General features: G+C 43.6%; 15 protein-coding genes, 13 tRNA genes, 4 rRNA genes and 1 pseudogene. 30 read left to right on the top strand and 3 right to left on the bottom strand.

Annotation, left to right across the window (positions count from 1 at the left end; genetic code table 11):
* Positions 1-69: 69 nt before the first annotated feature.
* On the top strand, positions 70-843 hold the full coding sequence (gene cwlD, locus UB51_RS19400; protein ID WP_044878687.1) for an N-acetylmuramoyl-L-alanine amidase CwlD: 774 nt from the start codon (positions 70-72) through the stop codon (positions 841-843).
* Between the two features lie 73 nt (positions 844-916).
* Positions 917-2,023: a P-loop NTPase gene (locus UB51_RS19395; protein WP_044880311.1), complete on the top strand. Its 1,107-nt coding sequence runs from the start codon at positions 917-919 to the stop codon at positions 2,021-2,023.
* 175 nt (positions 2,024-2,198) lie between these two features.
* On the opposite strand, the gene gerD is transcribed toward UB51_RS19395, so the two are convergent.
* A complete protein-coding gene (gene gerD / locus UB51_RS19390) occupies positions 2,199-2,870 on the bottom strand; it encodes a spore germination lipoprotein GerD (RefSeq protein WP_044878686.1) in 672 nt (223 codons plus the stop codon).
* A gap of 124 nt (positions 2,871-2,994) precedes the next feature.
* Here gerD and UB51_RS19385 point away from each other — a divergent pair, with 124 nt between their 5' ends.
* A complete protein-coding gene (locus UB51_RS19385; protein ID WP_044878685.1) occupies positions 2,995-3,585 on the top strand; it encodes a KinB-signaling pathway activation protein in 591 nt (196 codons plus the stop codon).
* Positions 3,586-3,646: 61 nt separating this feature from the next.
* Here the strand turns inward: UB51_RS19385 and pdaB are convergent, their stop codons facing one another.
* A complete protein-coding gene (gene pdaB / locus UB51_RS19380) occupies positions 3,647-4,426 on the bottom strand; it encodes a polysaccharide deacetylase family sporulation protein PdaB (protein ID WP_044878684.1) in 780 nt (259 codons plus the stop codon).
* A gap of 88 nt (positions 4,427-4,514) precedes the next feature.
* On the opposite strand from pdaB, the gene UB51_RS19375 reads away from it, so the two are divergent.
* The 27 genes and pseudogenes from UB51_RS19375 to UB51_RS19245 form a co-directional block, all read left to right on the top strand.
* Positions 4,515-5,129 carry a stage II sporulation protein M gene (locus UB51_RS19375; protein ID WP_044878683.1) on the top strand — a complete coding sequence of 205 codons (615 nt, stop codon included), beginning with the start codon at positions 4,515-4,517 and terminating at the stop codon, positions 5,127-5,129.
* A 128-nt stretch (positions 5,130-5,257) separates the two neighbouring features.
* Positions 5,258-5,488 (top strand): hypothetical protein, encoded by a 231-nt coding sequence (locus tag UB51_RS19370; protein WP_044878682.1) that lies wholly within the window; start codon positions 5,258-5,260, stop codon positions 5,486-5,488.
* A gap of 499 nt (positions 5,489-5,987) precedes the next feature.
* A 16S ribosomal RNA gene (locus UB51_RS19365) occupies positions 5,988-7,543 on the top strand.
* Positions 7,544-7,672: 129 nt separating this feature from the next.
* Positions 7,673-7,789, top strand: a 5S ribosomal RNA gene (rrf, locus tag UB51_RS19360).
* A 43-nt stretch (positions 7,790-7,832) separates the two neighbouring features.
* A tRNA-Ile gene (locus tag UB51_RS19355) sits at positions 7,833-7,909 on the top strand.
* Positions 7,910-7,930: 21 nt separating this feature from the next.
* Positions 7,931-8,006: transfer RNA gene (locus tag UB51_RS19350), tRNA-Ala, on the top strand.
* A gap of 233 nt (positions 8,007-8,239) precedes the next feature.
* A 23S ribosomal RNA gene (locus UB51_RS19345) occupies positions 8,240-11,169 on the top strand.
* Positions 11,170-11,269: 100 nt separating this feature from the next.
* Positions 11,270-11,386, top strand: a 5S ribosomal RNA gene (gene rrf / locus UB51_RS19340).
* Together the 16S, 23S and 5S rRNA genes with 13 tRNA genes alongside form the textbook arrangement of a ribosomal RNA operon.
* A 6-nt stretch (positions 11,387-11,392) precedes the next feature.
* Positions 11,393-11,468 (top strand) — tRNA-Asn (locus tag UB51_RS19335).
* A 2-nt stretch (positions 11,469-11,470) separates the two neighbouring features.
* Positions 11,471-11,546: transfer RNA gene (locus tag UB51_RS19330), tRNA-Thr, on the top strand.
* 11 nt (positions 11,547-11,557) lie between these two features.
* A tRNA-Glu gene (locus tag UB51_RS19325) sits at positions 11,558-11,632 on the top strand.
* A gap of 27 nt (positions 11,633-11,659) precedes the next feature.
* A tRNA-Val gene (locus tag UB51_RS19320) sits at positions 11,660-11,735 on the top strand.
* A gap of 52 nt (positions 11,736-11,787) precedes the next feature.
* Positions 11,788-11,862 (top strand) — tRNA-Gln (locus UB51_RS19315).
* Between the two features lie 4 nt (positions 11,863-11,866).
* Positions 11,867-11,942: transfer RNA gene (locus tag UB51_RS19310), tRNA-Lys, on the top strand.
* A gap of 14 nt (positions 11,943-11,956) precedes the next feature.
* Positions 11,957-12,040 (top strand) — tRNA-Leu (locus UB51_RS19305).
* A gap of 9 nt (positions 12,041-12,049) precedes the next feature.
* Positions 12,050-12,124: transfer RNA gene (locus tag UB51_RS19300), tRNA-Gly, on the top strand.
* A 17-nt stretch (positions 12,125-12,141) separates the two neighbouring features.
* A tRNA-Arg gene (locus tag UB51_RS19295) sits at positions 12,142-12,218 on the top strand.
* Positions 12,219-12,226: 8 nt separating this feature from the next.
* A tRNA-Pro gene (locus UB51_RS19290) sits at positions 12,227-12,300 on the top strand.
* 15 nt (positions 12,301-12,315) lie between these two features.
* Positions 12,316-12,389 (top strand) — tRNA-Gly (locus UB51_RS19285).
* 341 nt (positions 12,390-12,730) lie between these two features.
* The gene (gene ppc / locus UB51_RS19280; RefSeq protein WP_044878681.1) at positions 12,731-15,532 is read left to right on the top strand and encodes a phosphoenolpyruvate carboxylase; all 2,802 of its coding nucleotides are present in this window, start codon (positions 12,731-12,733) and stop codon (positions 15,530-15,532) included.
* Positions 15,533-15,712: 180 nt separating this feature from the next.
* Positions 15,713-16,282, top strand: a complete 570-nt coding sequence (sigW, locus tag UB51_RS19275; RefSeq protein WP_199924950.1) for an RNA polymerase sigma factor SigW — start codon at positions 15,713-15,715, stop codon at positions 16,280-16,282.
* Positions 16,283-16,468: 186 nt separating this feature from the next.
* Positions 16,469-17,083, top strand: coding sequence for a zf-HC2 domain-containing protein (locus tag UB51_RS19270; protein ID WP_044880309.1), 615 nt, complete (start codon positions 16,469-16,471; stop codon positions 17,081-17,083).
* A 198-nt stretch (positions 17,084-17,281) separates the two neighbouring features.
* Positions 17,282-18,112: a diadenylate cyclase CdaA gene (gene cdaA / locus UB51_RS19265; RefSeq protein WP_044878680.1), complete on the top strand. Its 831-nt coding sequence runs from the start codon at positions 17,282-17,284 to the stop codon at positions 18,110-18,112.
* Positions 18,105-19,544, top strand: coding sequence for a CdaR family protein (locus UB51_RS19260; protein WP_052676014.1), 1,440 nt, complete (start codon positions 18,105-18,107; stop codon positions 19,542-19,544). The genes cdaA and UB51_RS19260 overlap by 8 nt, the downstream gene beginning before the upstream one ends.
* A 61-nt stretch (positions 19,545-19,605) precedes the next feature.
* Positions 19,606-20,946: a phosphoglucosamine mutase gene (gene glmM, locus UB51_RS19255; RefSeq protein ID WP_044878679.1), complete on the top strand. Its 1,341-nt coding sequence runs from the start codon at positions 19,606-19,608 to the stop codon at positions 20,944-20,946.
* A 587-nt stretch (positions 20,947-21,533) separates the two neighbouring features.
* On the top strand, positions 21,534-23,366 hold the full coding sequence (gene glmS / locus UB51_RS19250) for a glutamine--fructose-6-phosphate transaminase (isomerizing) (RefSeq protein WP_044878678.1): 1,833 nt from the start codon (positions 21,534-21,536) through the stop codon (positions 23,364-23,366).
* 152 nt (positions 23,367-23,518) lie between these two features.
* Positions 23,519-23,656, top strand: a pseudogene (locus UB51_RS19245) (heteromeric transposase endonuclease subunit TnsA); the annotation flags it as partial.
* Between the two features lie 180 nt (positions 23,657-23,836).
* On the opposite strand, the gene UB51_RS19240 reads toward UB51_RS19245, so the two are convergent.
* Positions 23,837-25,030, bottom strand: coding sequence for a winged helix-turn-helix domain-containing protein (locus UB51_RS19240; RefSeq protein WP_044878676.1), 1,194 nt, complete (start codon positions 25,028-25,030; stop codon positions 23,837-23,839).
* Positions 25,031-25,135 lie beyond the last annotated feature (105 nt).

The raw sequence follows: 25,135 nt of genomic DNA, 5'->3' as shown, positions 1-25,135 counted from the left end.
GGTTATATTTGTCCACCCCCTCCCATATAGATGGATTAGAGTCCAGATGGGACAGGAGGTGGCTTTTTAATGTCCAAGCCTAAGTCAAATGAAGTTGTGTTGTGGATTAAGCTAAAATCAATTAAGAAATGGTTCATAGGGATTTGCCTATTGGTGGTGTTTGTCCTTGTCATAACGTATGAGATTCCTGCCACCAAGACCATGAATTACTGGAGCTTGCCTTTGTCTGGTAAAGTTATTGCTCTAGATGCAGGGCACGGGGGTCCGGATGGTGGGGCGGTTAGTCGACAGGGTGTCATTGAGAAAGATATTAACCTGTCCATAGCGCTTTATTTGCGTGATTATTTACAGCAGGCAGGTGCAATCGTTGTGATGACTAGGGAAGGGGACTATGATCTTGCTGATTCAAGTACACGTGGGTATTCTAAACGAAAAACAGAAGATCTGAAGCAACGTGTGAAGGTGATTGAAGACAAGAAGGCGGATCTGTTCGTCAGCATTCATATGAATAGCATCCCCTCGAACAGGTGGAGTGGCGCTCAGGTGTTCTACTATCCTAACCATTCTGATAATGTAGACCTAGCAGGTCTTATTCAGGAAGAGATGAAGCGCAACTTAGAGAATACGGATCGAGTCGCTAAAACAGTGAAGACCGTGTATATCCTTCAAGCGTTAAAGATTCCGTCTGCGCTTGTGGAGGTAGGTTTTCTTTCTCATCCAGAAGAATCAATGCTTCTTAAAGACGTGGAATATCAGCGAAAAGTAGCAGCGTCTATATATAAGGGCATTTTACGATATGGTTCTGGAGAAAAGTCTAAAGTGTCGTCAGATGGAGATAGGTAATGATATAATCATTCTAGAATTAGTTCTCTATGAACTTAACTATGCCAATATACGAAGCAGGGGTGTTGCCATCATGTTGTCACGTGAGCGAGTACTAGAAATTCTACAACCGATTGTTGATCCAAGTAGTGGAAAGAGCTTAAGTGAGATGCAGCTCATTCGCCATATTATGATTAAAGAAGACCGAATTTCTCTTTCTGTCATTTGTTTGGAACAAGGTGATGATTATCGAAAAGCGATAGAGAAAGAAATACGTGATCGTCTGAAAGAAGCTGGGATGGAAGATGTTCATATTCGAATGCGGGATGCTACAGATCATGACAGACAAGCTATTAATGGACAGGAAGTAAGAGGGAATGAAGAAGATGGACGGAAGTTTAAAGGACATGGCGCGGGGTTAGAGAATCACGCACTTCTTCAAGAGGATTCAGGTGTCCATTTTATCGCAATCGCAAGTGGAAAAGGTGGCGTCGGCAAATCTACAGTAACGGTTAACTTGGCAGTAGCTCTTGCAAGACAAGGTAAAAGAGTAGGGTTAATTGATGCAGACATCTATGGATTCAGTGTTCCTGATATGATGGGCCTTGAAGAGGGACCGATCGTAGAAGATGATATCATTATTCCTGTGGAGCGTTTTGGTGTTAAGGTTATGTCTATGGGATTCTTTATCCGAGAAAACAATCCTGTGATATGGCGAGGACCTATGCTGGGCAAAATGCTTAGACAATTTCTAAGTGATGTAGGGTGGGGCGAATTGGATTATCTACTGCTAGATCTTCCTCCTGGGACGGGTGATGTAGCCTTGGACATCCATCAGATGCTCCCTCAGAGTAAAGAGATCATTGTGACCACCCCGCATGCTACAGCAGCATTTGTGGCCGCGAGAGCGGGAGCTATGGCTCTCCAAACCGATCATGAAATATTAGGTGTAGTGGAGAACATGGCTTATTACGAATGTAAAGCCTGTGGAGAACGAGACTTTGTGTTTGGAAGAGGCGGGGGAGGGCGGTTAGCCGAGACGCTCAATACAGAACTATTGGCGCAACTTCCTCTTGGTGTTCCTGACAATCACCCGTCTGAAGCTGATTTCTCACCGTCTATTTACAAACAAGATTCAGTGAGTGGTCAAATATATGAAGATATCGCAAGGTCGGTTGTGGCGAAATGTGAAAAAGACTGACCTTTTAGGCCAGTCCTTGAATGTTTGAAGTAGATGCTCCCGTATTTAGGGAGCTTTTTTATATATAAGAAAGGTTGAGTGTTGACTATATTTTGCGCATTTTTCTACGAGAAATGGTTACCTTCTCCTTTAGGGCGACGAAGTTGTTTTCTTGTTAAATTGTGTGTAAGTTGTATTAACCTCCACCTCCACCTCCACCTCCACCTCCACCTTGTTCATCCCCTCCACCACTATCGCTACCTCCGCTATCCCCACCGCCTTTTTTAGTAGGCTGCAATTCTTCTTTAACGACTGATTTGAGTATGTCCATAACTTCCATTCGAAAAAGTGGATTTTGCATGGCTTCTTGCATAACCGCCATCGATTGCTTTCGGTAATCTGGAGTTTTGGTGAGGTCAAGAAACATTTTCATCATTTCAGGTGATTTCATAATTTCGGATACTGCTTTTTGATAAGTTGGGTCTTTAATGAGTTCCTGATGGAGCTTTTTGTTTTCCGAGCTAATCGCTTTGGCGAAATCACCAGCAAATTTGGGATCTTTCATTATTTTTTCTAATTCTTTTTTATACTCGGGCGCTGTGAGAGTATCCTTTACGGCTGTGCGAATTTCTTCTGAGGATTGGGCTGACACCATTTTCATACCCATACCACCAGAGGAAGTCCCGCCACCACTCAAGGCTTCTTCCACTGCTTTTTTACCTTCATCACTTTTGAGAATATCCACCACCATTGTTTTTGTTTCCTTATAGCTACCTTGGGAAGAACTACTCTGTTCACTTCCGCAAGCCGACAATGTCACAGTAAGAACGAATAACAGTCCTAACATACGTATATCCGTCATTTTCATCAACTTAACCCTCCTTTACGTGGATACTGATTGTAGTATGTGGAACTGAAATGCGAAATATGTTCAAAGGGCATGGTTTTTTATTGTGAACGTTGGTAAAATAATGTCTTGTGGGGGTGGGTTTTTGAGTTTAAGAAAATGGTTTAACTTATTTTGGAAAACATTGTTGATTGGATCTGCGGCTTCCCTTGTAATGGGAGTATTACTGCAGTTCGGAACCGGTGCAATTATTTTTAAAGGTTCAGCAGATTATATCGTTTATTTCGTTATATTATTTGGTTATGGGCTGCTTGCCAGCGTATATTCACAGATGGGATTTTTTGCATATTTGATATTGAATTATATGGCTAATGGTATATTTTCGAGAAAAGTGTGGCAGTACATACAGATGGTGCTTACCGTCTTAGCCTTGCTAGAACTCTTGTTCTTCCGGAGAATTGTTGGTGGACAAAGTGATCGATGGTCTGATTTGGTATTGGGGTTATCAATATTAGTTGTATCCATCGGGGTAGCATACTTTAAAGCGAAGTGGACGAACCTCTCGGCTTGGATTCCGACGCTATTCTTTATGATTGCGATTACAATCGTTGAAACGGTCGGAGGTCTCAAAATTGGTGTTAATAACGCTACGGCCTTCATTGTTATTCCCTTAATAGCATGCAACGCATACCAAATTTTAATTCTTCACCGAGTAGTACAAAATAAAAAGAGCTAATGAATTAGCTCTTTTTTGCTACATGTTCATAAAAATCTACAATTTCAGCCTAACTTTGCCTTTATTGAATGGAAGCTTGATCCCGTACTTCAGTGCCTTTCGTCTCCGTTTGATTAATCAAATCGGACACAGTCACGAATTCATATCCCTGTTTACGCAGTTCATCAATGATGAGAGGTAAGGCTTCATGTGTTTGCTTGCAGGAGTCACTTGCATGGAGAAGGACAATATCACCAGGATGGGCTTTTTTGGTTACGCGATCAACAATATTTTGTACACCGATATTTTTCCAGTCTAAGGAATCTGTATCCCATTGAATGACCTTGTAATTCATACTTTCTGCGATCCTGAGCACTCTTTTGTCAAAATCACCGTTGGGCATTCTGATAAGATTTGGTTCTTTCCCCGTCAAATCGGTTAAAACGGAATGAGCCGTTGAAATTTGCTTAGAGATCTCATCATCACTTAAAGTACTGTAATTGACATGCTTGTGACCATGGCTACCGATTTCGAAGCCACTATCTTTGATGTTCTTAACGATGTCTGGATGAGTTTTACTCCATGGAGAGGAGAGAAAGAATGTTGCTTTCTGCACTTTCTTTTCCTTCAGGACGTTTAGAATGGGGTCAGGACGCTTTTCACCCCAACTGATGTCAAAGGTCAGTGCAATCAACTTCTTGTCCGTAGGCACGCTGTAGATGGCTGACGGTGCTCCTTCAGAGAACACTGTGATCTGATCCCTTTCTATATACACAATTCCGATCGCGAACAGTGCAGCAGCCGTAACAAGTAAAAACCGTTTGATTTTCCTCCAGCTAAGCACATAAAAAAATGAGTTCATTGTATTAAGACGCTCCTCTCCTGCATGAATGCTTGTTTACTCAAATTGTATGCTCGTACTTGAAAGTTATTACTAAGAGGAGGTACCTATGTTTAGAATCTCAATGTTTATTAAAGACTTAAGGTTCATCAAGAAAACGATATTGTTGTCTATTATTCTATTTGTGATTGGAATTATTGTAGGTTGGATTAGTACGGGGGCTATCGAGAAGATCATCCTGAGCCAGATCAGTGGAATTCAGCACATTGCAAATAACCTGAGTGAATCAAGTCACCCGCAGTGGAGTTTTTTTAAGTTTATTTTTCTGAACAATAGTATAAAAGGGGTTCTGATTATTTATCTGGGTGCATTTTTTGGTATACTGCCCATCGTGTTTCTTGTTATTAATGGCATGGTGATTGGTTATTTAGTTCATGCGTCCGCATTAGAGGGTATAAATATGTTCGATTTGATTGTTAAAGGTCTGCTTCCTCATGGAATCATCGAAATTCCGGCTATTATCATTGCATGTGCTTTCGGTTTGAGGTTTGGAATGCTGGTCATCATAAGTATGACTCAATGGAATCAAGAGAAGCGGGCGAAGCTTGGCGGAACGTGGGAGCATTTTATGAAAAGAGTCGGTCCGATCTCTATCTGGATTGTTATTATGCTATTTATCGCCGCTATTATTGAGAGTACATTCACCTTTTGGTTGATGAAATAAATTTATTTTTGTAAGTATTCATAATTTTGCCAATAATTGAGCATAACAGTAAAACAGCTATTAGATATAAACCAGATGCTAAGGTCTGGGTAAGTCTAATAGTTACTTGATGAGGAGGCAACGTTATTATGCTGGGTATGCTCTTTAATGAGAAGGAGTGCAGGGAACTAGATTATGTTCTGCGCAGGGAACTAGATGAAATGCTACTTGATTTAGGTGACAAACGATTGGATCAAGATATAAGACAGGTAATTGCCAAGCGTTATAAAACCGTGTTTCAAATGTACGCTCGTGTAGCACCCCCCAAGGAACTTTCAAAATATGCTCGCAACAATAAATTCCCCCAATTGAAATACTAATCAAGAATAGACGATTTTATCGTACCCAAGGACGGTTTCGTTTAGCGATGAAATGTGGATGAAAGCTTATACTTTCAAATTATTTAAAAAAAGGGTTGACTAATTTAGTAGAAATATGATAAATTAATTCTCGCTTCCTTAAGTGAGTGGCCACAAGCTAGACAGGTCAATAAATAGTAGCTTGAAACTTTTTAAAAAAAAGTTCTTGCAAAATACTATGCAAGCATGATATGATATAGAAGTTGTCGCAGAGAACAACTGGTGATGACGAAAGAGGAATTGATCTTTGAAAACTGAACAACGAGTGAGTCGATTTCACGAAAGTGAAATCAAAACAAATGAGAAATCATTTGGTAGAGAATGCAAATTCTCGCCAGTTTGTTTCAAAATGAGCATATCGCTCTTTTCATTCGATGAATGTCCGGTCGCTGCAAAGTTGATCTGACATTCATCTCCAGATGATTTTGAAATTGTTGCAAAGCAAATTTAAAATTCATCTCTATTGGAGAGTTTGATCCTGGCTCAGGACGAACGCTGGCGGCGTGCCTAATACATGCAAGTCGAGCGGAGTTGATGGAGTGCTTGCACTCCTAATACTCAGCGGCGGACGGGTGAGTAACACGTAGGTAACCTGCCTGTGAGACTGGGATAACTACCGGAAACGGTAGCTAATACCGGATAATACATTTCCTCTCCTGAGGAGATGTTGAAAGGCGGAGTAATCTGTCACTTACAGATGGACCTGCGGCGCATTAGCTTGTTGGTGAGGTAACGGCTCACCAAGGCGACGATGCGTAGCCGACCTGAGAGGGTGAACGGCCACACTGGGACTGAGACACGGCCCAGACTCCTACGGGAGGCAGCAGTAGGGAATCTTCCGCAATGGACGAAAGTCTGACGGAGCAACGCCGCGTGAGTGATGAAGGTTTTCGGATCGTAAAGCTCTGTTGCCAGGGAAGAAGATTCAGGAGAGTAACTGCTCCTGGAGTGACGGTACCTGAGAAGAAAGCCCCGGCTAACTACGTGCCAGCAGCCGCGGTAATACGTAGGGGGCAAGCGTTGTCCGGAATTATTGGGCGTAAAGCGCGCGCAGGCGGTCATTTAAGTCTGGTGTTTAATCCCGGGGCTCAACCCCGGGTCGCACTGGAAACTGGGTGACTTGAGTACAGAAGAGGAGAGTGGAATTCCACGTGTAGCGGTGAAATGCGTAGATATGTGGAGGAACACCAGTGGCGAAGGCGACTCTCTGGGCTGTAACTGACGCTGAGGCGCGAAAGCGTGGGGAGCAAACAGGATTAGATACCCTGGTAGTCCACGCCGTAAACGATGAGTGCTAGGTGTTAGGGGTTTCGATACCCTTGGTGCCGAAGTTAACACATTAAGCACTCCGCCTGGGGAGTACGGTCGCAAGACTGAAACTCAAAGGAATTGACGGGGACCCGCACAAGCAGTGGAGTATGTGGTTTAATTCGAAGCAACGCGAAGAACCTTACCAGGTCTTGACATCCCTCTGAATCCACTAGAGATAGTGGCGGCCTTCGGGACAGAGGAGACAGGTGGTGCATGGTTGTCGTCAGCTCGTGTCGTGAGATGTTGGGTTAAGTCCCGCAACGAGCGCAACCCTTATGCTTAGTTGCCAGCACATTATGGTGGGCACTCTAAACAGACTGCCGGTGACAAACCGGAGGAAGGTGGGGATGACGTCAAATCATCATGCCCCTTATGACCTGGGCTACACACGTACTACAATGGCCGGTACAACGGGCTGCGAAATCGCGAGATGGAGCCAATCCCACCAAAGCCGGTCTCAGTTCGGATTGCAGGCTGCAACCCGCCTGCATGAAGTCGGAATTGCTAGTAATCGCGGATCAGCATGCCGCGGTGAATACGTTCCCGGGTCTTGTACACACCGCCCGTCACACCACGAGAGTTTACAACACCCGAAGTCGGTGGGGTAACCCGCAAGGGAGCCAGCCGCCGAAGGTGGGGTAGATGATTGGGGTGAAGTCGTAACAAGGTAGCCGTATCGGAAGGTGCGGCTGGATCACCTCCTTTCTATGGAGAATTGTTTCCTGCAACGGAAACATTCATATAAGAGTCAAGATAAGACTTATGGAACAATAGATTCCATGAATATTTCCTCACTCGTTGTCAGTTTTGAAAGAGCAATCTTTCTGTAATGCGTTTGGTAGCGATAGCGGAAGGGTCCCACGCGTACCCATCCCGAACACGACCGTTAAGCCTTCCAGCGCCGATGGTACTTGGACCGCAGGGTCCTGGGAGAGTAGGACGCTGCCAAGCGCAACCCTTATGGGTTTTACCCATGAGAGTTTTTTATTCTTATGGGCCCTTAGCTCAGCTGGTTAGAGCGCACCCCTGATAAGGGTGAGGTCGGTGGTTCGAGTCCACTAGGGCCCACCATTCAATTTAATAATATCCCATGGGGCCATAGCTCAGCTGGGAGAGCGCCTGCCTTGCAAGCAGGAGGTCAGCGGTTCGATCCCGCTTGGCTCCACCAAAAATTTGATTTAATTTGATCCTTGAAAACTAGATAACGAAACGAATTTGCGATTTAGAACATTCTTTTATATTTAACATTCAACTCATTATGAATTGAATGTAGTGTAAAGGTAGCTAGCGAATTTGATGTGATGATCGATCCTTTGGGAGTTCATTTCAACCTCTAATGGGTTTACTCAATAGATGAAATGAACGGACAAGAGAGCGGACAGCGCAACAAATGAGCGAAATGGTTAAGCTACTAAGAGCACACGGAGGATGCCTAGGCGCTAGGAGCCGATGAAGGACGTGGCGAACAACGAAACTGCCTCGGGGAGCTGTAAGCAAGCTTTGATCCGGGGGTGTCCGAATGGGGAAACCCAGCTGTGGTAATTCGCAGTTACTCATTCCTGAATACATAGGGAATGTAGAGGCAGACCAGGGGAACTGAAACATCTAAGTACCCTGAGGAAGAGAAAACAATAGTGATTCCGTCAGTAGCGGCGAGCGAACGCGGAACAGCCCAAACCAAGGAGCTTGCTCTTTGGGGTTGTGGGACGTCTCACATGGAGTTACAAAGGATTAGGTTAGGTGAAGAGGTCTGGAAAGGCCCGGCATAGAAGGTAAAAGCCCTGTAACCAAAAGTCTAATCCCTCCGAGACGGATCCCGAGTAGTGCGGGGCACGTGAAACCCCGTATGAATCTAGCAGGACCATCTGCTAAGGCTAAATACTACCTAGCGACCGATAGTGAAACAGTACCGTGAGGGAAAGGTGAAAAGCACCCCGGAAGGGGAGTGAAATAGAACCTGAAACCGTGTGCTTACAAAAAGTCAGAGCCCTATTAATGGGTGATGGCGTGCCTTTTGTAGAATGAACCGGCGAGTTACGTTCCCGTGCAAGGTTAAGGTGAGAAGCCGGAGCCGCAGCGAAAGCGAGTCTGAATAGGGCGAATTTTAGTACGTGGACGTAGACCCGAAACCGAGTGATCTACCCCTGTCCAGGGTGAAGGTGCGGTAACACGCACTGGAGGCCCGAACCCACGCATGTTGAAAAATGCGGGGATGAGGTGGGGGTAGCGGAGAAATTCCAATCGAACTCGGAGATAGCTGGTTCTCCCCGAAATAGCTTTAGGGCTAGCCTCGGAAATAAGTCGTGGAGGTAGAGCACTGATTGGGTGCGGGGCCCGCAAGGGTTACCAAACTCAGTCAAACTCCGAATGCCATAGACTCGAATTCCGGGAGTCAGACAGTGAGTGCTAAGATCCATTGTCGAAAGGGAAACAGCCCAGACCATCAGCTAAGGTCCCCAAGTGTGTGTTAAGTGGGAAAGGATGTGGAGTTGCACAGACAACCAGGATGTTGGCTTAGAAGCAGCCACCATTGAAAGAGTGCGTAATAGCTCACTGGTCGAGTGACTCTGCGCCGAAAATGTAACGGGGCTAAACACGCCACCGAAGCTATGGCTTGATGCTTTGCATCAGGGGTAGGGGAGCGTTGTATGCAGGTTGAAGGTGTACCGTAAGGAGCGCTGGACAGCATACAAGTGAGAATGCCGGTATAAGTAACGAAAAGATCAGTGAGAATCTGATCCGCCGAAAGCCCAAGGTTTCCTGAGGAAGGCTCGTCCTCTCAGGGTAAGTCGGGACCTAACGCGAGGCCGAAAGGCGTAGTGGATGGACAACAGGTTGAAATTCCTGTACCACCGTAATCCGTTATGAGTAATGGGGTGACGCAGCAGGGTAGTGACGCGGACTGATGGAAGTGTCCGTCTAAGCAGTGAGGCTGATGTGTAGGCAAATCCGCACATCAATAAGGCTGGGCTGTAATGGGGAGCGAAAATTATAGTAGCGAAGGTCATGATCTCACACTGCCAAGAAAAGCCTCTAACCAGGAGAAGGTGCCCGTACCGCAAACCGACACAGGTAGGCGAGAAGAGTATTCTAAGGCGCGCGGAAGAACTCTCGTTAAGGAACTCGGCAAAATGACCCCGTAACTTCGGGAGAAGGGGTGCCCCGGTAGTGTGAATAGCACGAGGGGGCCGCAGTGAAAAGGCCCAAGCGACTGTTTAGCAAAAACACAGGTCTGTGCGAAGCCGCAAGGCGAAGTATACGGGCTGACGCCTGCCCGGTGCTGGAAGGTTAAGGGGAGTGGTTAGGGGTAACCCGAAGCTATGAACCGAAGCCCCAGTAAACGGCGGCCGTAACTATAACGGTCCTAAGGTAGCGAAATTCCTTGTCAGGTAAATTCTGACCCGCACGAATGGCGTAACGACTTGGGCGCTGTCTCAACGAGAGATCCGGTGAAATTTTAATACCTGTGAAGATGCAGGTTACCCGCGACAAGACGGAAAGACCCCATGGAGCTTTACTGCAGCTTGATATTGGATTTGGGTACGATCTGTACAGGATAGGTGGGAGCCTGAGAAGTAGGAGCGCAAGCTTCTATGGAGGCGCCGTTGGGATACCACCCTGATCGTATCTAGGTTCTAACCTAGGACCGTAAACCGGTTCGGGGACAGTGTCAGGTGGGCAGTTTGACTGGGGCGGTCGCCTCCTAAAGAGTAACGGAGGCGCCCCAAGGTTCCCTCAGAATGGTTGGAAATCATTCGAAGAGTGCAAAGGCAGAAGGGAGCTTGACTGCGAGACCTACAAGTCGAGCAGGGACGAAAGTCGGGCTTAGTGATCCGGTGGTACCGCATGGAAGGGCCATCGCTCAACGGATAAAAGCTACCCTGGGGATAACAGGCTTATCTCCCCCAAGAGTCCACATCGACGGGGAGGTTTGGCACCTCGATGTCGGCTCATCGCATCCTGGGGCTGAAGTAGGTCCCAAGGGTTGGGCTGTTCGCCCATTAAAGCGGTACGCGAGCTGGGTTCAGAACGTCGTGAGACAGTTCGGTCCCTATCTGTCGTGGGCGCAGGAAATTTGAGAGGAGCTGTCCTTAGTACGAGAGGACCGGGATGGACGCACCTCTGGTGTACCAGTTGTTCCGCCAGGAGCATAGCTGGGTAGCTACGTGCGGACGGGATAAACGCTGAAAGCATCTAAGCGTGAAGCCCCCCTCAAGATGAGATTTCCCAATTAGTAAGACCCCTTGAAGACGACGAGGTAGATAGGTTGGAGGTGGAAGTGCAGTAATGCATGGAGCTGACCAATACTAATCGGTCGAGGGCTTATCCTAAAAGTTTCATGAAGTGAAACTACTTCGGAAGCATATGCTGTTTTAACATTACAAATTCGTTTCGTATCTAGTTTTCAAGGATTAAACCTTGTAAATACCGTTTGGTGGCGATAGCGGAGGGGTTCCACACGTACCCATCCCGAACACGACCGTTAAGCCCTCCAGCGCCGATGGTACTTGGACCGCAGGGTCCTGGGAGAGTAGGACGTCGCCAAGCGGATTTTCCCTGATAGCTCAGTTGGTAGAGCACTCGACTGTTAATCGAGTTGTCACAGGTTCGAGCCCTGTTCGGGGAGCCATTGCTCTCATAGCTCAGTAGGTAGAGTGCATCCATGGTAAGGATGAGGTCACCGGTTCGAATCCGGTTGAGAGCTCCACAAGGCATTTAGGCCCGTTGGTCAAGGGGTTAAGACACCTCCCTTTCACGGAGGTAACATGGGTTCGAATCCCATACGGGTCACCAATTATTATTAATATTTTGAATGTGTATGGAGGCTTAGCTCAGCTGGGAGAGCATCTGCCTTACAAGCAGAGGGTCGGGGGTTCGATCCCCTCAGCCTCCACCATTTTACACTTATGATTATTGTAGATATGGGCACAATACAAATAATTTACTTATGGGGATTAGCCAAGCGGTAAGGCAACGGACTTTGACTCCGTCATGCATAGGTTCAAATCCTATATCCCCAGCCATTAAGAGCCATTAGCTCAGTTGGTAGAGCACCTGACTTTTAATCAGGGTGTCGAAGGTTCGAATCCTTCATGGCTCACCATTTTTATTAAGTGTGCGCGTGTGGCGGAATTGGCAGACGCACTAGACTTAGGATCTAGCGTTTATGACGTGGGGGTTCAAGTCCCTCCACGCGCACCATTTTATTATGCGGACGTGGCTCAGCGGTAGAGCATCGCCTTGCCAAGGCGAGGGTCGCGGGTTCGATTCCCGTCGTCCGCTCCATTTGCACCATGTAATACGCGCCCTTAGCTCAGCTGGATAGAGCGTTTGACTACGAATCAAAAGGCCAGGAGTTCGAATCTCTTAGGGCGCACCATTTTTCTTCGGGACGTAGCTCAGCTTGGTAGAGCACCTGGTTTGGGACCAGGGGGTCGCATGTTCAAATCGTGTCGTCCCGATATTTAATTGTTTATGCGGGTGTAGTTCAATGGTAGAACTTCAGCCTTCCAAGCTGATAGCGTGGGTTCGATTCCCATCACCCGCTCCAACTATATTATATGAAGCCGAGAGGCTTTTTTTTGTATATTCTGAGTGCATAATCTAATGAGAGTATGAAGGTTCATTCTTTGATTAACTTATGCATAATTATTATGAGTATATAAAGGAAATAAGTCTGAATATTTCCTTTGGATGTAATCTAACAATGAAGTTTATCAAGAGGCGCTCTTTTGATGATGAATTAAAATCAGAGATTATAAATATAAATACATTAAACAAATAGTTCTAAATGTAAAAAATATAAAGATTTTACTTGAATTTTATTGTATGATACTAAGAAGGTGTCATAAATAGATAGCTATTGAATTGGGATAAGACGGGGGGAGAAACATGACTGAACTGACTGTAACCGCAAGTAAAAGTAGCTCCAATAACCTATTGCGGCGTGACGTACGGTTTCTTGGGAACATTCTAGGAGAGGTATTGGTCCATCAAGGGGGCAATGAACTTTTAGATATAGTTGAAAAGATCCGTGAAACTAGTAAATCTTTACGTTCCGTATTCTTGCCAGATTTGTTTGCTGACTTTAAGGAAACCATTGAAACATTGAAGCCAGACACACGTCATCAGGTGATTCGAGCATTTGCGATCTATTTTCAATTGGTCAATATTGCTGAACAGAATCACCGCATTCGCAGAAAGCGTGATTATGAACGTTCCGCAGGTGAAACGGTACAACCAGGATCTATCGAATGTGCAATTCAAGATCTAAAAGAACGTAATTTCACGTATCAAGAGGTACAGGAGATTATTGAAGGACTTTCACTTGAACTAGTCATGACTGCTCACCCTACAGAAGCTATGCGTAGAGCAATTCTGGATATTCATAAGCGAATTTCAGAAGATGTAATGCTGCTAGACAATCCAACTCTTACGTTCCGTGAACGGGAACAATTGCGTGAGAAGCTTCTTAATGAAGTTATTACTTTATGGCAAACTGATGAGCTACGTGATCGTAAACCAACGGTGCTTGATGAAGTTAGACATGGAATGTACTATTTCCACGAAACCCTTTTTCACGTTCTACCGGATGTTTATCAAGAAATGGAACGCTGTCTCAGTAAATATTACCCGGGGCACAATTGGCATGTTCCAACGTATCTCCGTTTTGGATCCTGGATTGGTGGAGACAGAGATGGTAATCCTTCAGTGACTGCTGATATTACTTGGCAGACTCTTAACATGCAAAGAAAGCTAGCGGTGCGTGAATACGAACGTATTATGAAGGAATTTATGAAGTTTCTCAGCTTCAGTACGTCCATTGTTACTGTTTCAACCGAGCTTGAAGAGTCTATATTAGAAGATCAATCTGTTGTCTCTTTGAGTAAAAATTACATCTGGCATAATGAAAACGAACCCTACCGTATCAAATTAGTATATATGATGACTAAGATTAAAAATGTGCTTGATGAGAGTAAGAAGGAAACGGCAGAACGTTATGCTACACCTTTAGAGTTCATTAATGATCTTAACATTATTGATCGGAGTCTACGTCACCACTATGCAGATTATGTCGCGGATACTTACATTAAGAAGTTAATTCGTCAAGTGGAACTATTCGGATTTCATACCGCATCTTTGGATATTCGTCAACATAGTCAAGAACACGAGAATGCGTTGTCTGAAGTCCTATCCAAAATGGAGATTTCACATCATTATGCTGAATTAACGGAAAATGAAAAAATAGAATTACTTAATAAGCTGTTGAATGATCCAAGGCCGATTACTTCACCCTATCATCATTACAGTGAAAGTACGAAAGAATGTCTGAATGTATACCGTACAGTGTATGAGGCTCAACAGGAATTCGGTGCAGAATGTATCTCTAAATATCTAATAAGTATGGCTCAGGGAGCTAGTGATATTTTGGAAGTCATGGTATTTGCCAAGGAAGTAGGTCTATTCCGACAAAATGCTGATAATACGGTAACTTGTACGCTGCAAGCAGTGCCTTTGTTTGAGACAATTGAGGATTTACATGCCGCGCCAGATATTATGAGAACAGTACTTAGCATGCCGATTTATCGACAAGGTGTAAGTGCTATGAATGACCTTCAAGAGATTATGCTTGGGTATTCAGATAGTAATAAAGATGGTGGAGCTGTCACGGCAAACTGGGAGCTTCGTGTAGCATTGAAGGATATTACAACAGCAGCGGATGAATTTGATGTGAAATTGAAGTTCTTCCATGGTCGTGGAGGTGCGTTAGGTCGTGGAGGTATGCCTCTAAACCGAAGCATCCTGGCACAGCCTGCTTCTACTGTCGGTGGAGGAATCAAGATCACTGAGCAAGGTGAGGTTATCTCTTCTAGATACTCTTTACAGGGGATTGCTTATAGAAGCTTAGATCAAGCAACAGCGGCTCTTGTGACAGCTGCCATTAATGCTCGTTCTTCCCATGATGAGGCATACGAGAAGCAAGAAGATGAATGGGATGAGATTGTGAAGGGTATTTCTGAAGTCTCTCTTCATAAGTATCAAGATTTGATATTCCGTGATCCTGACTTCCTTACCTTCTTCAAAGAGTCCACACCTTTACCTGAGGTTGGTGAACTAAATATTGGTTCGCGTCCTTCCAAGCGTAAGAATAGTGATCGGTTTGAAGACTTGCGTGCCATTCCATGGGTGTTTGCTTGGACACAAAGTCGGTACTTGCTGCCTGCATGGTATGCTGCAGGTACAGGTCTACAGAGTTTCTATCAGAATAAAGAGGAGAACCTTAAGGTACTCCAAGAGATGTATGCTAACTTCTCATTTTTTACGTCATTAATTGATACGTTGCAAATGGCTATTGCTAAGGCAGATCTAATTATTGCCAAAGAGTATGCTAATATGACTAAGGAAGAATCATATCGGCAACGTATTTTTGGTCAAATAGAAGAAGAATTTAAGTTGACATCTGACCTGATTCTCAAAATTACAGGTCAAAAAGAAATCTTAGATAATGTTCCTGTCATCCAAGAGTCCATTAAACTTCGTAATCCTTATGTTGATCCGCTTAGTTATTTACAAGTTCAACTTCTTAGTGAGCTTCGTGAAATTAGAGATCAAGGTGAAGATAATAGTGAGCTGCTACGTGAGGTTCTTTTAACGATTAATGGAATCGCAGCAGGACTTCGAAATACGGGCTGATCCGAGAACGTGAGAATAGCACGAAGACGGAGTACGAGAGCCGAGGGTTCCTACTAAGGAATCTTCGGCTTTTTTTGTTTAACTATACACGAGGGTATTGCTTTTTATTGGCACATGAATTACGATTTTAATGTTGTTTTAAATTAATACAAATACCCATCAGCAAGTCTGGGGGAAACTATGTTGGATCAATTAGAGAATAGATTAACGAAACTAGCCCTAAAGGGTGATCAACAGGCATTTGCAGAAATTGTGGATTTATACAAAGACAAAATTTTTCATTTGGCTTATCGGATGCTGAACAACCGTCATGAGGCAGAAGATGTAGTGCAGGAAACTTTTTTACGTGTGTTTAAAAACTTGGATCGTTATGATCCAAATCAGAAGTTTTCTACATGGATTTATAGAATTGGAACTAATCTTTGTATTGATCGGTTGAGGAAAAGAAAACCTACATATTCGCTAGATGCTGATATGAATGATCAAGAAGGACTAGATGGCTATTCATTAATACCAAGTGTTGACCAGACACCAGAGAGTGAACTACTAATGTCTGAGACAAAGCAGCTTGTATATAATGCTATTGATAGTCTACCAAGTAAATATAAATCAGTTATGATTCTGAGATATCTTCAGGAGCTATCGTTGCAGGAAATTAGTGATGTGCTAGGCATGCCTGTGACGACGATCAAGACTCGTGTACATCGTGGTAGGGAGTTCTTACGGAAGAAGCTGGAGTCAAGTATGTAGAGTATATCTTACGAGAAATAATTACCATTCCTTTTAGGATGTGAATCCGTTTCTTCTTGTATCTTTAGTTCATTCTAGATTTTTTTTGAAACATCTGTAGAACTGCTACGTATGTAAATTATCAGGTCTTGTGCTCTGAAATTGGAGGATAAGAAATCAACAGAATTATTGAAAGGATTGGCTCATATGGAATGCAAATTAGCCGTCTCTTTGATGCATGATTATCTAGACGACGACTTATCCAAGGAGCAAAGGTTGATGCTTAAGGAACATATGCTGACCTGCCCTGATTGTCGTATGCAGTTTGAAGAGCTGGAACAGATGGATATGCTACTTTACTCTCTTCACTACAGTACACCGTCTGCATCGGATGAGCTAACTGAACGGATACTAAGTGCTCTACCGGTGCATAAGAAGCAACAGCTATGGGTAAAGTGGGTGAAGCGACATCCTGCTGCAACAGCAGCAGCTCTCTTCTTGGTGGTTATGCTGTTTAGTACAGTCAGCGTGTGGAGTCAAGATAGCCAATTAATGGTTCATGGGAGCAATTTGGATCAAGTTATCATTGAAGGTAACACAGTGATTTTACCTGAAGGAAGAACGATTGCTGGAAATTTGACGATAGAGAATGGAAAAGCACAAATATTTGGTGTCGTTGAAGGTGATTTGACTGTGATTGATGGTTCTTTGTATAAAGCATCTACTGCTCATATCTCTGGACAAGTTAAACATGTTGATCGAGCTTTGGATTGGATATGGTATAAAATTACTAATCTAGTCTCGGATGTAGCATATCGCTAACATTAATTTTCTGCTGGTAATCACAACATTACGGTGCCTCTTTGTATAGAGAGTGCACCTTTTTTGTTTAAAAGATAACCTTTTATGTTCGTTTCAAAGCCCTTGAGCTTGCAACATGATCGTTATAACCTATACAATAAGGACATTATAAATAGAGATAGCACTATTTTATTGAAGGGTATAGACGGGGGCCTTAGGATGAACTATTTCACTGATATAACTTGGAAAGATTCCATTAAAGATATTATTGATATTGCCATTGTTTCATACATTATTTATCATGTCATTTTACTGGTTAGGGGTACACGAGCTGTCCAACTACTCAAAGGGATACTATTCCTTGTTATTATTTGGGCCTTAAGTACGTGGTTTGATCTGTACACGCTCAAATGGCTCATGAATCAGATGTTCACATTCGGAGTATTGGCCGTGTTTATTATTTTTCAGCCAGAGTTACGTCGTGCGCTAGAACAGTTGGGACGAGGTAAGTTATTCGGAAGAACTTCCGCCGAGAACGAGGAAATCACGAAATTAATTAGTGAAGTTATTAAAGCTGTGAATTATTTATCACGTAGAAAAATAGGGGCATTAATTGTATTTGAACGTGATACGGGGCTTAATGAGTATACAGAATCCGGAATTCCTATGAAATCAATAATTAGCTCTGAGCTCATTATTAACATATTCATACCTAATACACCACTTCATGATGGGGCGATGATCATTCAATCGAATCAGATTGCTGCATCAGCTTGTTATTTGCCACTTTCGGAGAATCCCTTTATTAGTAAAGAGTTAGGGACTAGGCACCGTGCAGCTATTGGGATTAGTGAGGTGGGTGATGCCGTAGCAGTAGTGGTATCGGAAGAAACAGGTCAAATTTCATTGGCTATGAATGGTCAAGTTGTTCGGGATATTAAGGAAGAATCTTTGATATCCAAGTTATATGAAGAGTTACGCCCAAATTCGGTGGTTAAAGAGAAGCGTCCTACGTTCTGGAAACGGAAGGGGGACGACAATAATGGATAGGTGGCTAAAGAATAATAATGTCGTCAAAATCCTAGCGATTGCGCTTAGTATTTTGCTGTGGGCTATCGTTCATCTGGATAATAGCACACCAACGCCTACTACAACTATAGATAGTAAAGTGATTGAGAATATTAAAGTACAAGCGTTTGATCTAGACGATTCCAAGTATGTGCTCAGTGCTATGGATAAAGATAATGTGAGGATGGAAGTGAGAGGAAGACGGTCTGACATTACGTCTTTATTCAATGAAGATTATAGGGTGCGCTTGGATTTAAGTGATGTCAAGGAAGGTACAAACACATTACCTCTTTCTTATGATCTACCTTTTGGTGTTGAGCTTGTCTCGATGCAGCCAAAAGTAGTGACGGTTATTATTGAGAGAAGAGAGACAGCTTCCTATCCCGTAAATATAGTAACTAAAGGTAGGCTTGCTGATGGATATAAAGCAGAAGCAGCAGTGATAGACCCAAGTACTGTAAAGGTTACATTACCTTCTACGAGTTTAGCGGATGTAGTAAAGATAGAGGGAACCGTCGAATTTGATGGACATACGGAGACATTCACTCAGAAGAAGGTTAAATTAACTGCCTATAATAATAAGGGGCAGGAAATGAAGGATGCGATTATTGAACCCTCCTCAGTGTCTGTTGAGATTCCAGTTATTGCGCCTTCAATAAATGTTCCTATATCGATCCAGTACACAGGGAGCCTTCCAGAGGGTCTTGTTCTGTCGGAGGTTACACCTAATATTAGTCAAGTGAAACTATATGGTCCTCAAGATAAACTTGTAGGAATGAATTCATATAATGATGTAATGGTAGATCTGAGTCTGGTTAAGCAGTCTGGCAAGTCGGCTCTAAGTATCGATTTGAAGCCACCAGCAGGATTGGTTAGAATAGAGCCTAGCACGATACAAGTTGAAGTAGATGCTGTATCCGTTGGGGAGAGAACGGTGGATGGCATTCCTATTACAATTGAAGGAATGGATAGTGGTATCGAAGCAACTATTATAAGTCCTGCGGATAAATCCGTTACAATGAAGCTAACGGGTGCTGCTTCTTTACTCAATAGCTTGAATAAAGAAGATATCAAAATCGTTGCTCATGTACAAGGTTTGAAGTCAGGTAGTCATGAGGTTAAGCTAGAGGTTACGTTACCCCGTTTCATAACTGCAGCGGATAAGCAACCGCTAACTGCTACTATTGAAATTAAAGATAAGACAATACCTTCGACAGCAGAACCTGAACCAGCGAAGCCTGATAAAGAGAACGGTAGCGATTCAGAACCGGATGCAGGTAATGAAGTTATAGGCCCAGATATAGAGGGTGGTGACATGGGGGAGGCTACAGACCCGAATCCAGGGAATGGTTCAAATGTGACTCCTCCACCCGATGGAGAAGTCACAGATGGCACAGATAATACTGAACCTTAATACAATGTAGTTATTATAAAGAGACAACTTAAATTAGAAGAGTTGACAAAGGAGAAAAATAATGGGGAAATACTTTGGAACTGATGGTGTACGGGGGATTGCTAATAAAGAATTAACCGCTGAATTGGCTTATAGTATTGGACGTTGTGGGGGTTATGTTCTTACCAGCAATGTGGACAAACCAACGGTCGTTATTGGAATGGATACACGGATCTCTGGTGCGATGTTAGAATCTGCATTAGTTGCAGGATTGCTGTCCATCGGTGTGCATGTTATTCGACTAGGAATCGTGACTACACCGGCTGTGGCTTATATTACAAGACTCTTGAAGGCTGATGCTGGGGTTATGATATCTGCTTCACACAATCCGGTAGAGGACAATGGAATCAAGTTCTTCGGGGGAGATGGATTTAAGCTCTCTGATGAGACAGAATTAAAAATTGAACAACTCATGGATGCAGAAGAAGATCGTCTTCCACGTCCTTATGGTGCTGATCTAGGGAACGTTATTGTAGATAATGAATCGAAATATAAATATTTAGATTTCTTGAAGACTACGATTGCACATCGTTTCGAAGGCGTTAAAATTGTTCTGGATAGCGCCAACGGAGCAGCTTATGAACTTGCGCCTCAGTTGTTTCGTGATCTAGGTGCGGAAGTTATTACTATTGGGTCAGAACCTACGGGACTTAATATTAATGATCATTGTGGTTCTACTCATCCAGAGAAGTTGAAGCTGGAAGTAGTGAAGCATAAGGCAGATTTAGGACTAGCCTTTGATGGTGATGCTGACAGACTTATTGCAATTGACGAGAATGGTGAAGAATTAGATGGAGACTTTATTCTATGTATATGTGGGGAATTCATGAATCGTAGAGGCACATTGAAGGACAATACCATTGTCTCGACGGTGATGAGTAATATTGGTTTCTATAAAGCCACTGAAAAATTGGGACTCAAAACAGCGAAGACAGCTGTAGGTGACCGTTATGTGATGGAAGAGATGATTAGAGGTGGGTACAACCTGGGTGGAGAACAGTCTGGACATGTTATTTTCTTAGACTATAATACAACAGGCGATGGCATACTTACGGGGATTCAGCTTGTTGACATCCTGAAGGAATCAGGTAAGAAACTTAGCGAAATTAAAGTGATGATGAATAAGTATCCACAAGTTCTGGTAAATGTACGTGTAGAAGATAAGAGTAACTACGAGGGTAATCAAGCTATTGAAGCAGCTATTACATCCGTAGAGGAGAAGTTAGCTGACAACGGCCGAGTACTTGTTCGTGCATCTGGAACAGAGTCATTGATTCGTGTCATGGCTGAAGGACCTGATGAAGCAGATCTTAATCTTTATGTATCGCAAATTGTCGATGTTGTGAAGCGGGAGTTAGTATAGCATTTATAAATGTAGCTTATATTAAGAACATAGTTAGGATGTAGCCGGTGATCTTAATAACATATGTTTCATCGGCTGCTTATCGCAATTCTCATAACATTGCCAAATATCTATAACATGCATATAATGTATTAATGTGATTCAAATATAGAAAGTGAGGGCAGTAAGGTGGATGAATAAAAGCGCCAGAACTTGAGCTAGCGCGGGGCGAATGATGAATTGATGACATGAATATGTTATCACATGAATTCTGAATTCAACGGCAGACCAAGTTGACGAGGTAGAGGTGTTCGAATGTTCGGCGGGGACCTCTCGGTGATGCACCAGAGCCGTGAACCGAAAACGGAAAATGAATGGGCGACTGTTCACACAACGATTCGGTGGGTGCTAGATATTATAATTGTAGTCATGAGTGTGCGAGAACGTAGCAGTCGGAACTGTACGAGAAAGTGCATTCGTGAATGAACCTTGTATAATTTAATACATTGAATTTCCCATACAATCTCGTACATTTTCGTACATGCCACATAGGGAACTCGCACACTTTTATTTGGTAATTTCAAAAAAAGTGAAATGGGGATATATATATGTGTGGTATTGTCGGATATATTGGTACACAAAAGACGCAGTCGGTATTGATTGAAGGTCTGAAGAAGTTGGAGTATCGTGGATATGATTCAGCAGGAATTGCAGTGTTTACGAAAGAGGGTCTACAAGTTGTCAAAGCTCAAGGGCGTCTTGCTAACTTGGAATTTAAGCTTGAAGAAGGACCTCTTGTTGGAACTGCAGGTATAGGTCATACGCGTTGGGCAACCCATGGTAAGCCATCTGATGCTAACTCTCATCCTCATACGGATGAAAGTCTTAAATTCTCTGTCGTTCATAATGGGATTATTGAGAACTATTTAGATTTGAAGGATGAATTGATGGCTGAGGGTCATACTTTCGCATCAGAGACAGATACTGAAGTGATCGCACATCTGATTTCTCGTGAGTATGATGGAGATATCGTGAAAGCTGTTCAAAAGGCAATCACATTCATGCGTGGTGCATTTGCACTTGGCGTACTGACTGAGTATGAACCCGATCGTTTGGTTGCTGTACGTCAAGCAAGCCCGCTGATCATTGGAATTGGAGAAGGGGAGAACTTTATCGGTTCAGATATTCCAGCTATTCTTCAATATACGCGTAATGTATACATTCTTAATGATGGCGAAATGGCAGTGCTGACGCAAGATGCCGTCGAATTAATGACCATTGAAGGGAATTTTATTTCTCGGGAAATGATTCATGTCGATTGGGATGCAGTAACTGCTGAAAAAGGCGGCTTTGAGCATTTCATGCTGAAAGAAATACATGAACAACCTAAAGCATACCGTGACACAATGCGCGGCCGTATCGATAGCGAAGGTAAGAATGTCGTATTTCCAGAGTTGAAGTTGACTCGGGAGCAAATTATGAATATTCGTAACATACAGATCATCGCTTGTGGTACAGCATATCATGCAGGTCTTGTAGGACGTTATGTGATTGAGCAATTGGTTCGTATTCCTGTAGAGACAGATGTTGCCTCAGAATACCGCTATCGTGCTCCAATCGTGACACCTGAAACGTTGGTCATTGTCGTCAGTCAATCGGGTGAGACCGCAGATACGCTTGCAGCTCTACGTGAAGCTAAAGCAAACGGTGCGCACGTACTTGCGATTACTAATGTAGTAGGTAGCTCGATTGCTCGTGATGCAGATGATGTTATTGTCACGCTTGCGGGTCCAGAGATTGCTGTGGCATCTACTAAAGCATATACTTCTCAATTAATTGCATTTTATTTATTCGGATTGTTCTTGGCTGAGGTCCGAGGTACGCAGACACCTGAAGCTATTGCTCATATCATTGCTGCGATGCAAGCATTGCCTGAACAATTGGATAGTATGCTAGAGCATTCTGAATCCATTAAGGCATATGCTGAACAAATATCTCACCACGAACATCTATTCTTCATTGGTCGTGGAATAGATTTCGCAGTAGTACAAGAGGGATCATTGAAACTCAAGGAGATCTCCTACATTCACTCCGAGGCTTACCCAGCAGGTGAATTGAAACATGGAACATTAGCCTTGATCGAAGACGGCATTCCTGTTATTGCCTTGGTAACGCAAGAGAGTGTCCTTGAGAAAACAGTAAGCAATATCAAGGAAGTTAGCGCACGCGGAGCAGATATCATGGCATTTACGTTCGAAGAGCATGTGCCGACCTTATTGAAGTCGGTTGACCAAGCCTTTGCTATTCCTAAGACATTGCCACTACTGACACCAGCCTTGTCTGTAGTGCCACTACAATTGCTTGCATACTACGCTTCTCTCGCACGTGGTAACGATGTAGACAAACCACGTAACTTGGCGAAGAGTGTGACGGTGGAGTAAGCAAGGTAGTTATGTTTGAATGATTGTAGCCTTATAATAAAGTTGGGATGTTTATAAAAAAGATACGATGTTTATAATAAAATTGCGACGGTTGTAAAAAAGTTGCGATGAAATACCCCTTTAGATTATAGTGGTCTAAAGGGGTGTTTTTTATGTCTAAACGAGCAAGAACATCTAAAATCGAAAAATGGATTAAAGAAGGTCGTGGCTCTGGAGTCGGTTCAGACTATAAACCGTGGTTAAATATTCAAGATGTTTCCTCTTTGGGAAGGTCTACTCGTCTAAAAGGGAGTAATGTCGTTATGTATGGTGTAGGAGGCTGGAAAATTTTCGAGCTAACTGAATTGTAGTTTAATACATAGTAAATGAAGTTGCTACTCTTGTAGCAGCAACTACTTTACCGAATATAGATGACTGGGACTGGGCGTGCAGAAATCTCTCATTCAGGCAAGAGCAGAATACAGGAAATATCAGTTCATAGACTCTGCCGAAATTGTCTCACACCCGTTGAATATCGCAAACTTTTGGAAACAACTGTTCAAAGCTGTTCGCAATTGTGTTGTTTGCTTCACACCGTTCTCGTACCAGATGTTTTTAACAACGAGTGTTCCAGTTTTTCTCTCCGCGATAATCTCGGCTCGTCCAATGAAGCTCTCTCCATATAATAGAGGCAGCACATAATAGCCGAATTTTCGTTTGATTGCAGGCGTGTAAATCTCCCAGGTGTAATCAAAGTCAAACAATTCGTTGATAAGTTTTCTGTCCCATATGAAATTATCTAGCGGGGCAATAAGCTCGCAACGCAATTTCGGCTCCTGATTTTGCAGAACGGCTTCAATAAGCGGTAAATCCTCCGCGAGGCAGTACAGCATATCCTTCATTTGCTCCACGGCAACAGCAACAATGCGAGCTTCGTGTAATAGCTGGCGGAAAACCTCTTTGCGCTGTGCAGCTTTCAGCCCCCATATATTCAACCATGCATCTGACGCACGATTCCATAAGAGACCAACCGAGCCGATTCGCCGTAGTACCCGCCACTTATGATGCTCAAGCTCATCTTCCAGCGGCTCTGATGCACTCAGCAGATTTGGCTGTATGTACTTCTTGGCTATATCGTAATATTTACGTGTTCCTTTTTTATGATGGATAATCAACTCACCCGTCGAATACATCTGTTCCAGCACTGATCGAGATGAATTGTTTCCACTGCTCCAGTGGATTGCCGATTGCCAAGAGAAATCTCCATCCAACTTTAAATCATCCGAACTTAGTGCACCGTGATTTTGGATATGAGCCCGTACTTGCGCTGTCAACGCTTCCATTTCGGGATAGCGTTCGGCATGTTGTCGGGCGGCCTGCCTGTATCGCTCAAAATACGGCCAGTCCTCGACAGGGATAATGGCCAGGTTCTTGTCGGGATAATCGACAAGGCTTCTATCCTCATACAGCAAATCGGCGAGCATTCCCTTAGTAAATCCTTTGATTCGCGACTGTAACACCAATTCGGCGTTTTTTCCGCAAACATCGATGGGGTCGTATTGAATACAGCCAACCTGCCGAGCAAAGTCCAATACGCCCTGCTTCCCGCTAAATTTATATTCGTCCAAAAGTCCGTGTTTCAACAACAGAAATTGCCGTGCCTGGCGGTTTGTTAATTGGATCATGTGCGCACCTACCTCTAGTTTAGTTTTCTTATTATATTACAGAGGGGGATGGAGGGGAAAAGAAAAGCGAAGGCGTGAAGGGAAATTTGTTCACGTCCTCGCTGG

Source organism: Paenibacillus sp. IHBB 10380 (genome assembly GCF_000949425.1).
Classification (GTDB): domain Bacteria; phylum Bacillota; class Bacilli; order Paenibacillales; family Paenibacillaceae; genus Paenibacillus_AQ.
The sequence above is the reverse complement of the archived record's forward strand: the minus strand, read 5'-3'. Positions and strand labels throughout refer to the sequence as shown.

Coding starts and splice junctions, on each gene's coding strand:
- cwlD (WP_044878687.1), top strand. CDS start 70: ATGTCCAAGCCTAAGTCAAATGAAGTTGTGTTGTGGATTAAGCTAAAA.
- UB51_RS19395 (WP_044880311.1), top strand. CDS start 917: ATGTTGTCACGTGAGCGAGTACTAGAAATTCTACAACCGATTGTTGAT.
- gerD (WP_044878686.1), bottom strand. CDS start 2,870: ATGAAAATGACGGATATACGTATGTTAGGACTGTTATTCGTTCTTACT.
- pdaB (WP_044878684.1), bottom strand. CDS start 4,426: ATGAACTCATTTTTTTATGTGCTTAGCTGGAGGAAAATCAAACGGTTT.
- UB51_RS19375 (WP_044878683.1), top strand. CDS start 4,515: ATGTTTAGAATCTCAATGTTTATTAAAGACTTAAGGTTCATCAAGAAA.
- UB51_RS19370 (WP_044878682.1), top strand. CDS start 5,258: ATGCTGGGTATGCTCTTTAATGAGAAGGAGTGCAGGGAACTAGATTAT.
- ppc (WP_044878681.1), top strand. CDS start 12,731: ATGACTGAACTGACTGTAACCGCAAGTAAAAGTAGCTCCAATAACCTA.
- sigW (WP_199924950.1), top strand. CDS start 15,713: ATGTTGGATCAATTAGAGAATAGATTAACGAAACTAGCCCTAAAGGGT.
- UB51_RS19270 (WP_044880309.1), top strand. CDS start 16,469: ATGGAATGCAAATTAGCCGTCTCTTTGATGCATGATTATCTAGACGAC.
- cdaA (WP_044878680.1), top strand. CDS start 17,282: ATGAACTATTTCACTGATATAACTTGGAAAGATTCCATTAAAGATATT.
- UB51_RS19260 (WP_052676014.1), top strand. CDS start 18,105: ATGGATAGGTGGCTAAAGAATAATAATGTCGTCAAAATCCTAGCGATT.
- glmM (WP_044878679.1), top strand. CDS start 19,606: ATGGGGAAATACTTTGGAACTGATGGTGTACGGGGGATTGCTAATAAA.
- glmS (WP_044878678.1), top strand. CDS start 21,534: ATGTGTGGTATTGTCGGATATATTGGTACACAAAAGACGCAGTCGGTA.
- UB51_RS19240 (WP_044878676.1), bottom strand. CDS start 25,030: ATGATCCAATTAACAAACCGCCAGGCACGGCAATTTCTGTTGTTGAAA.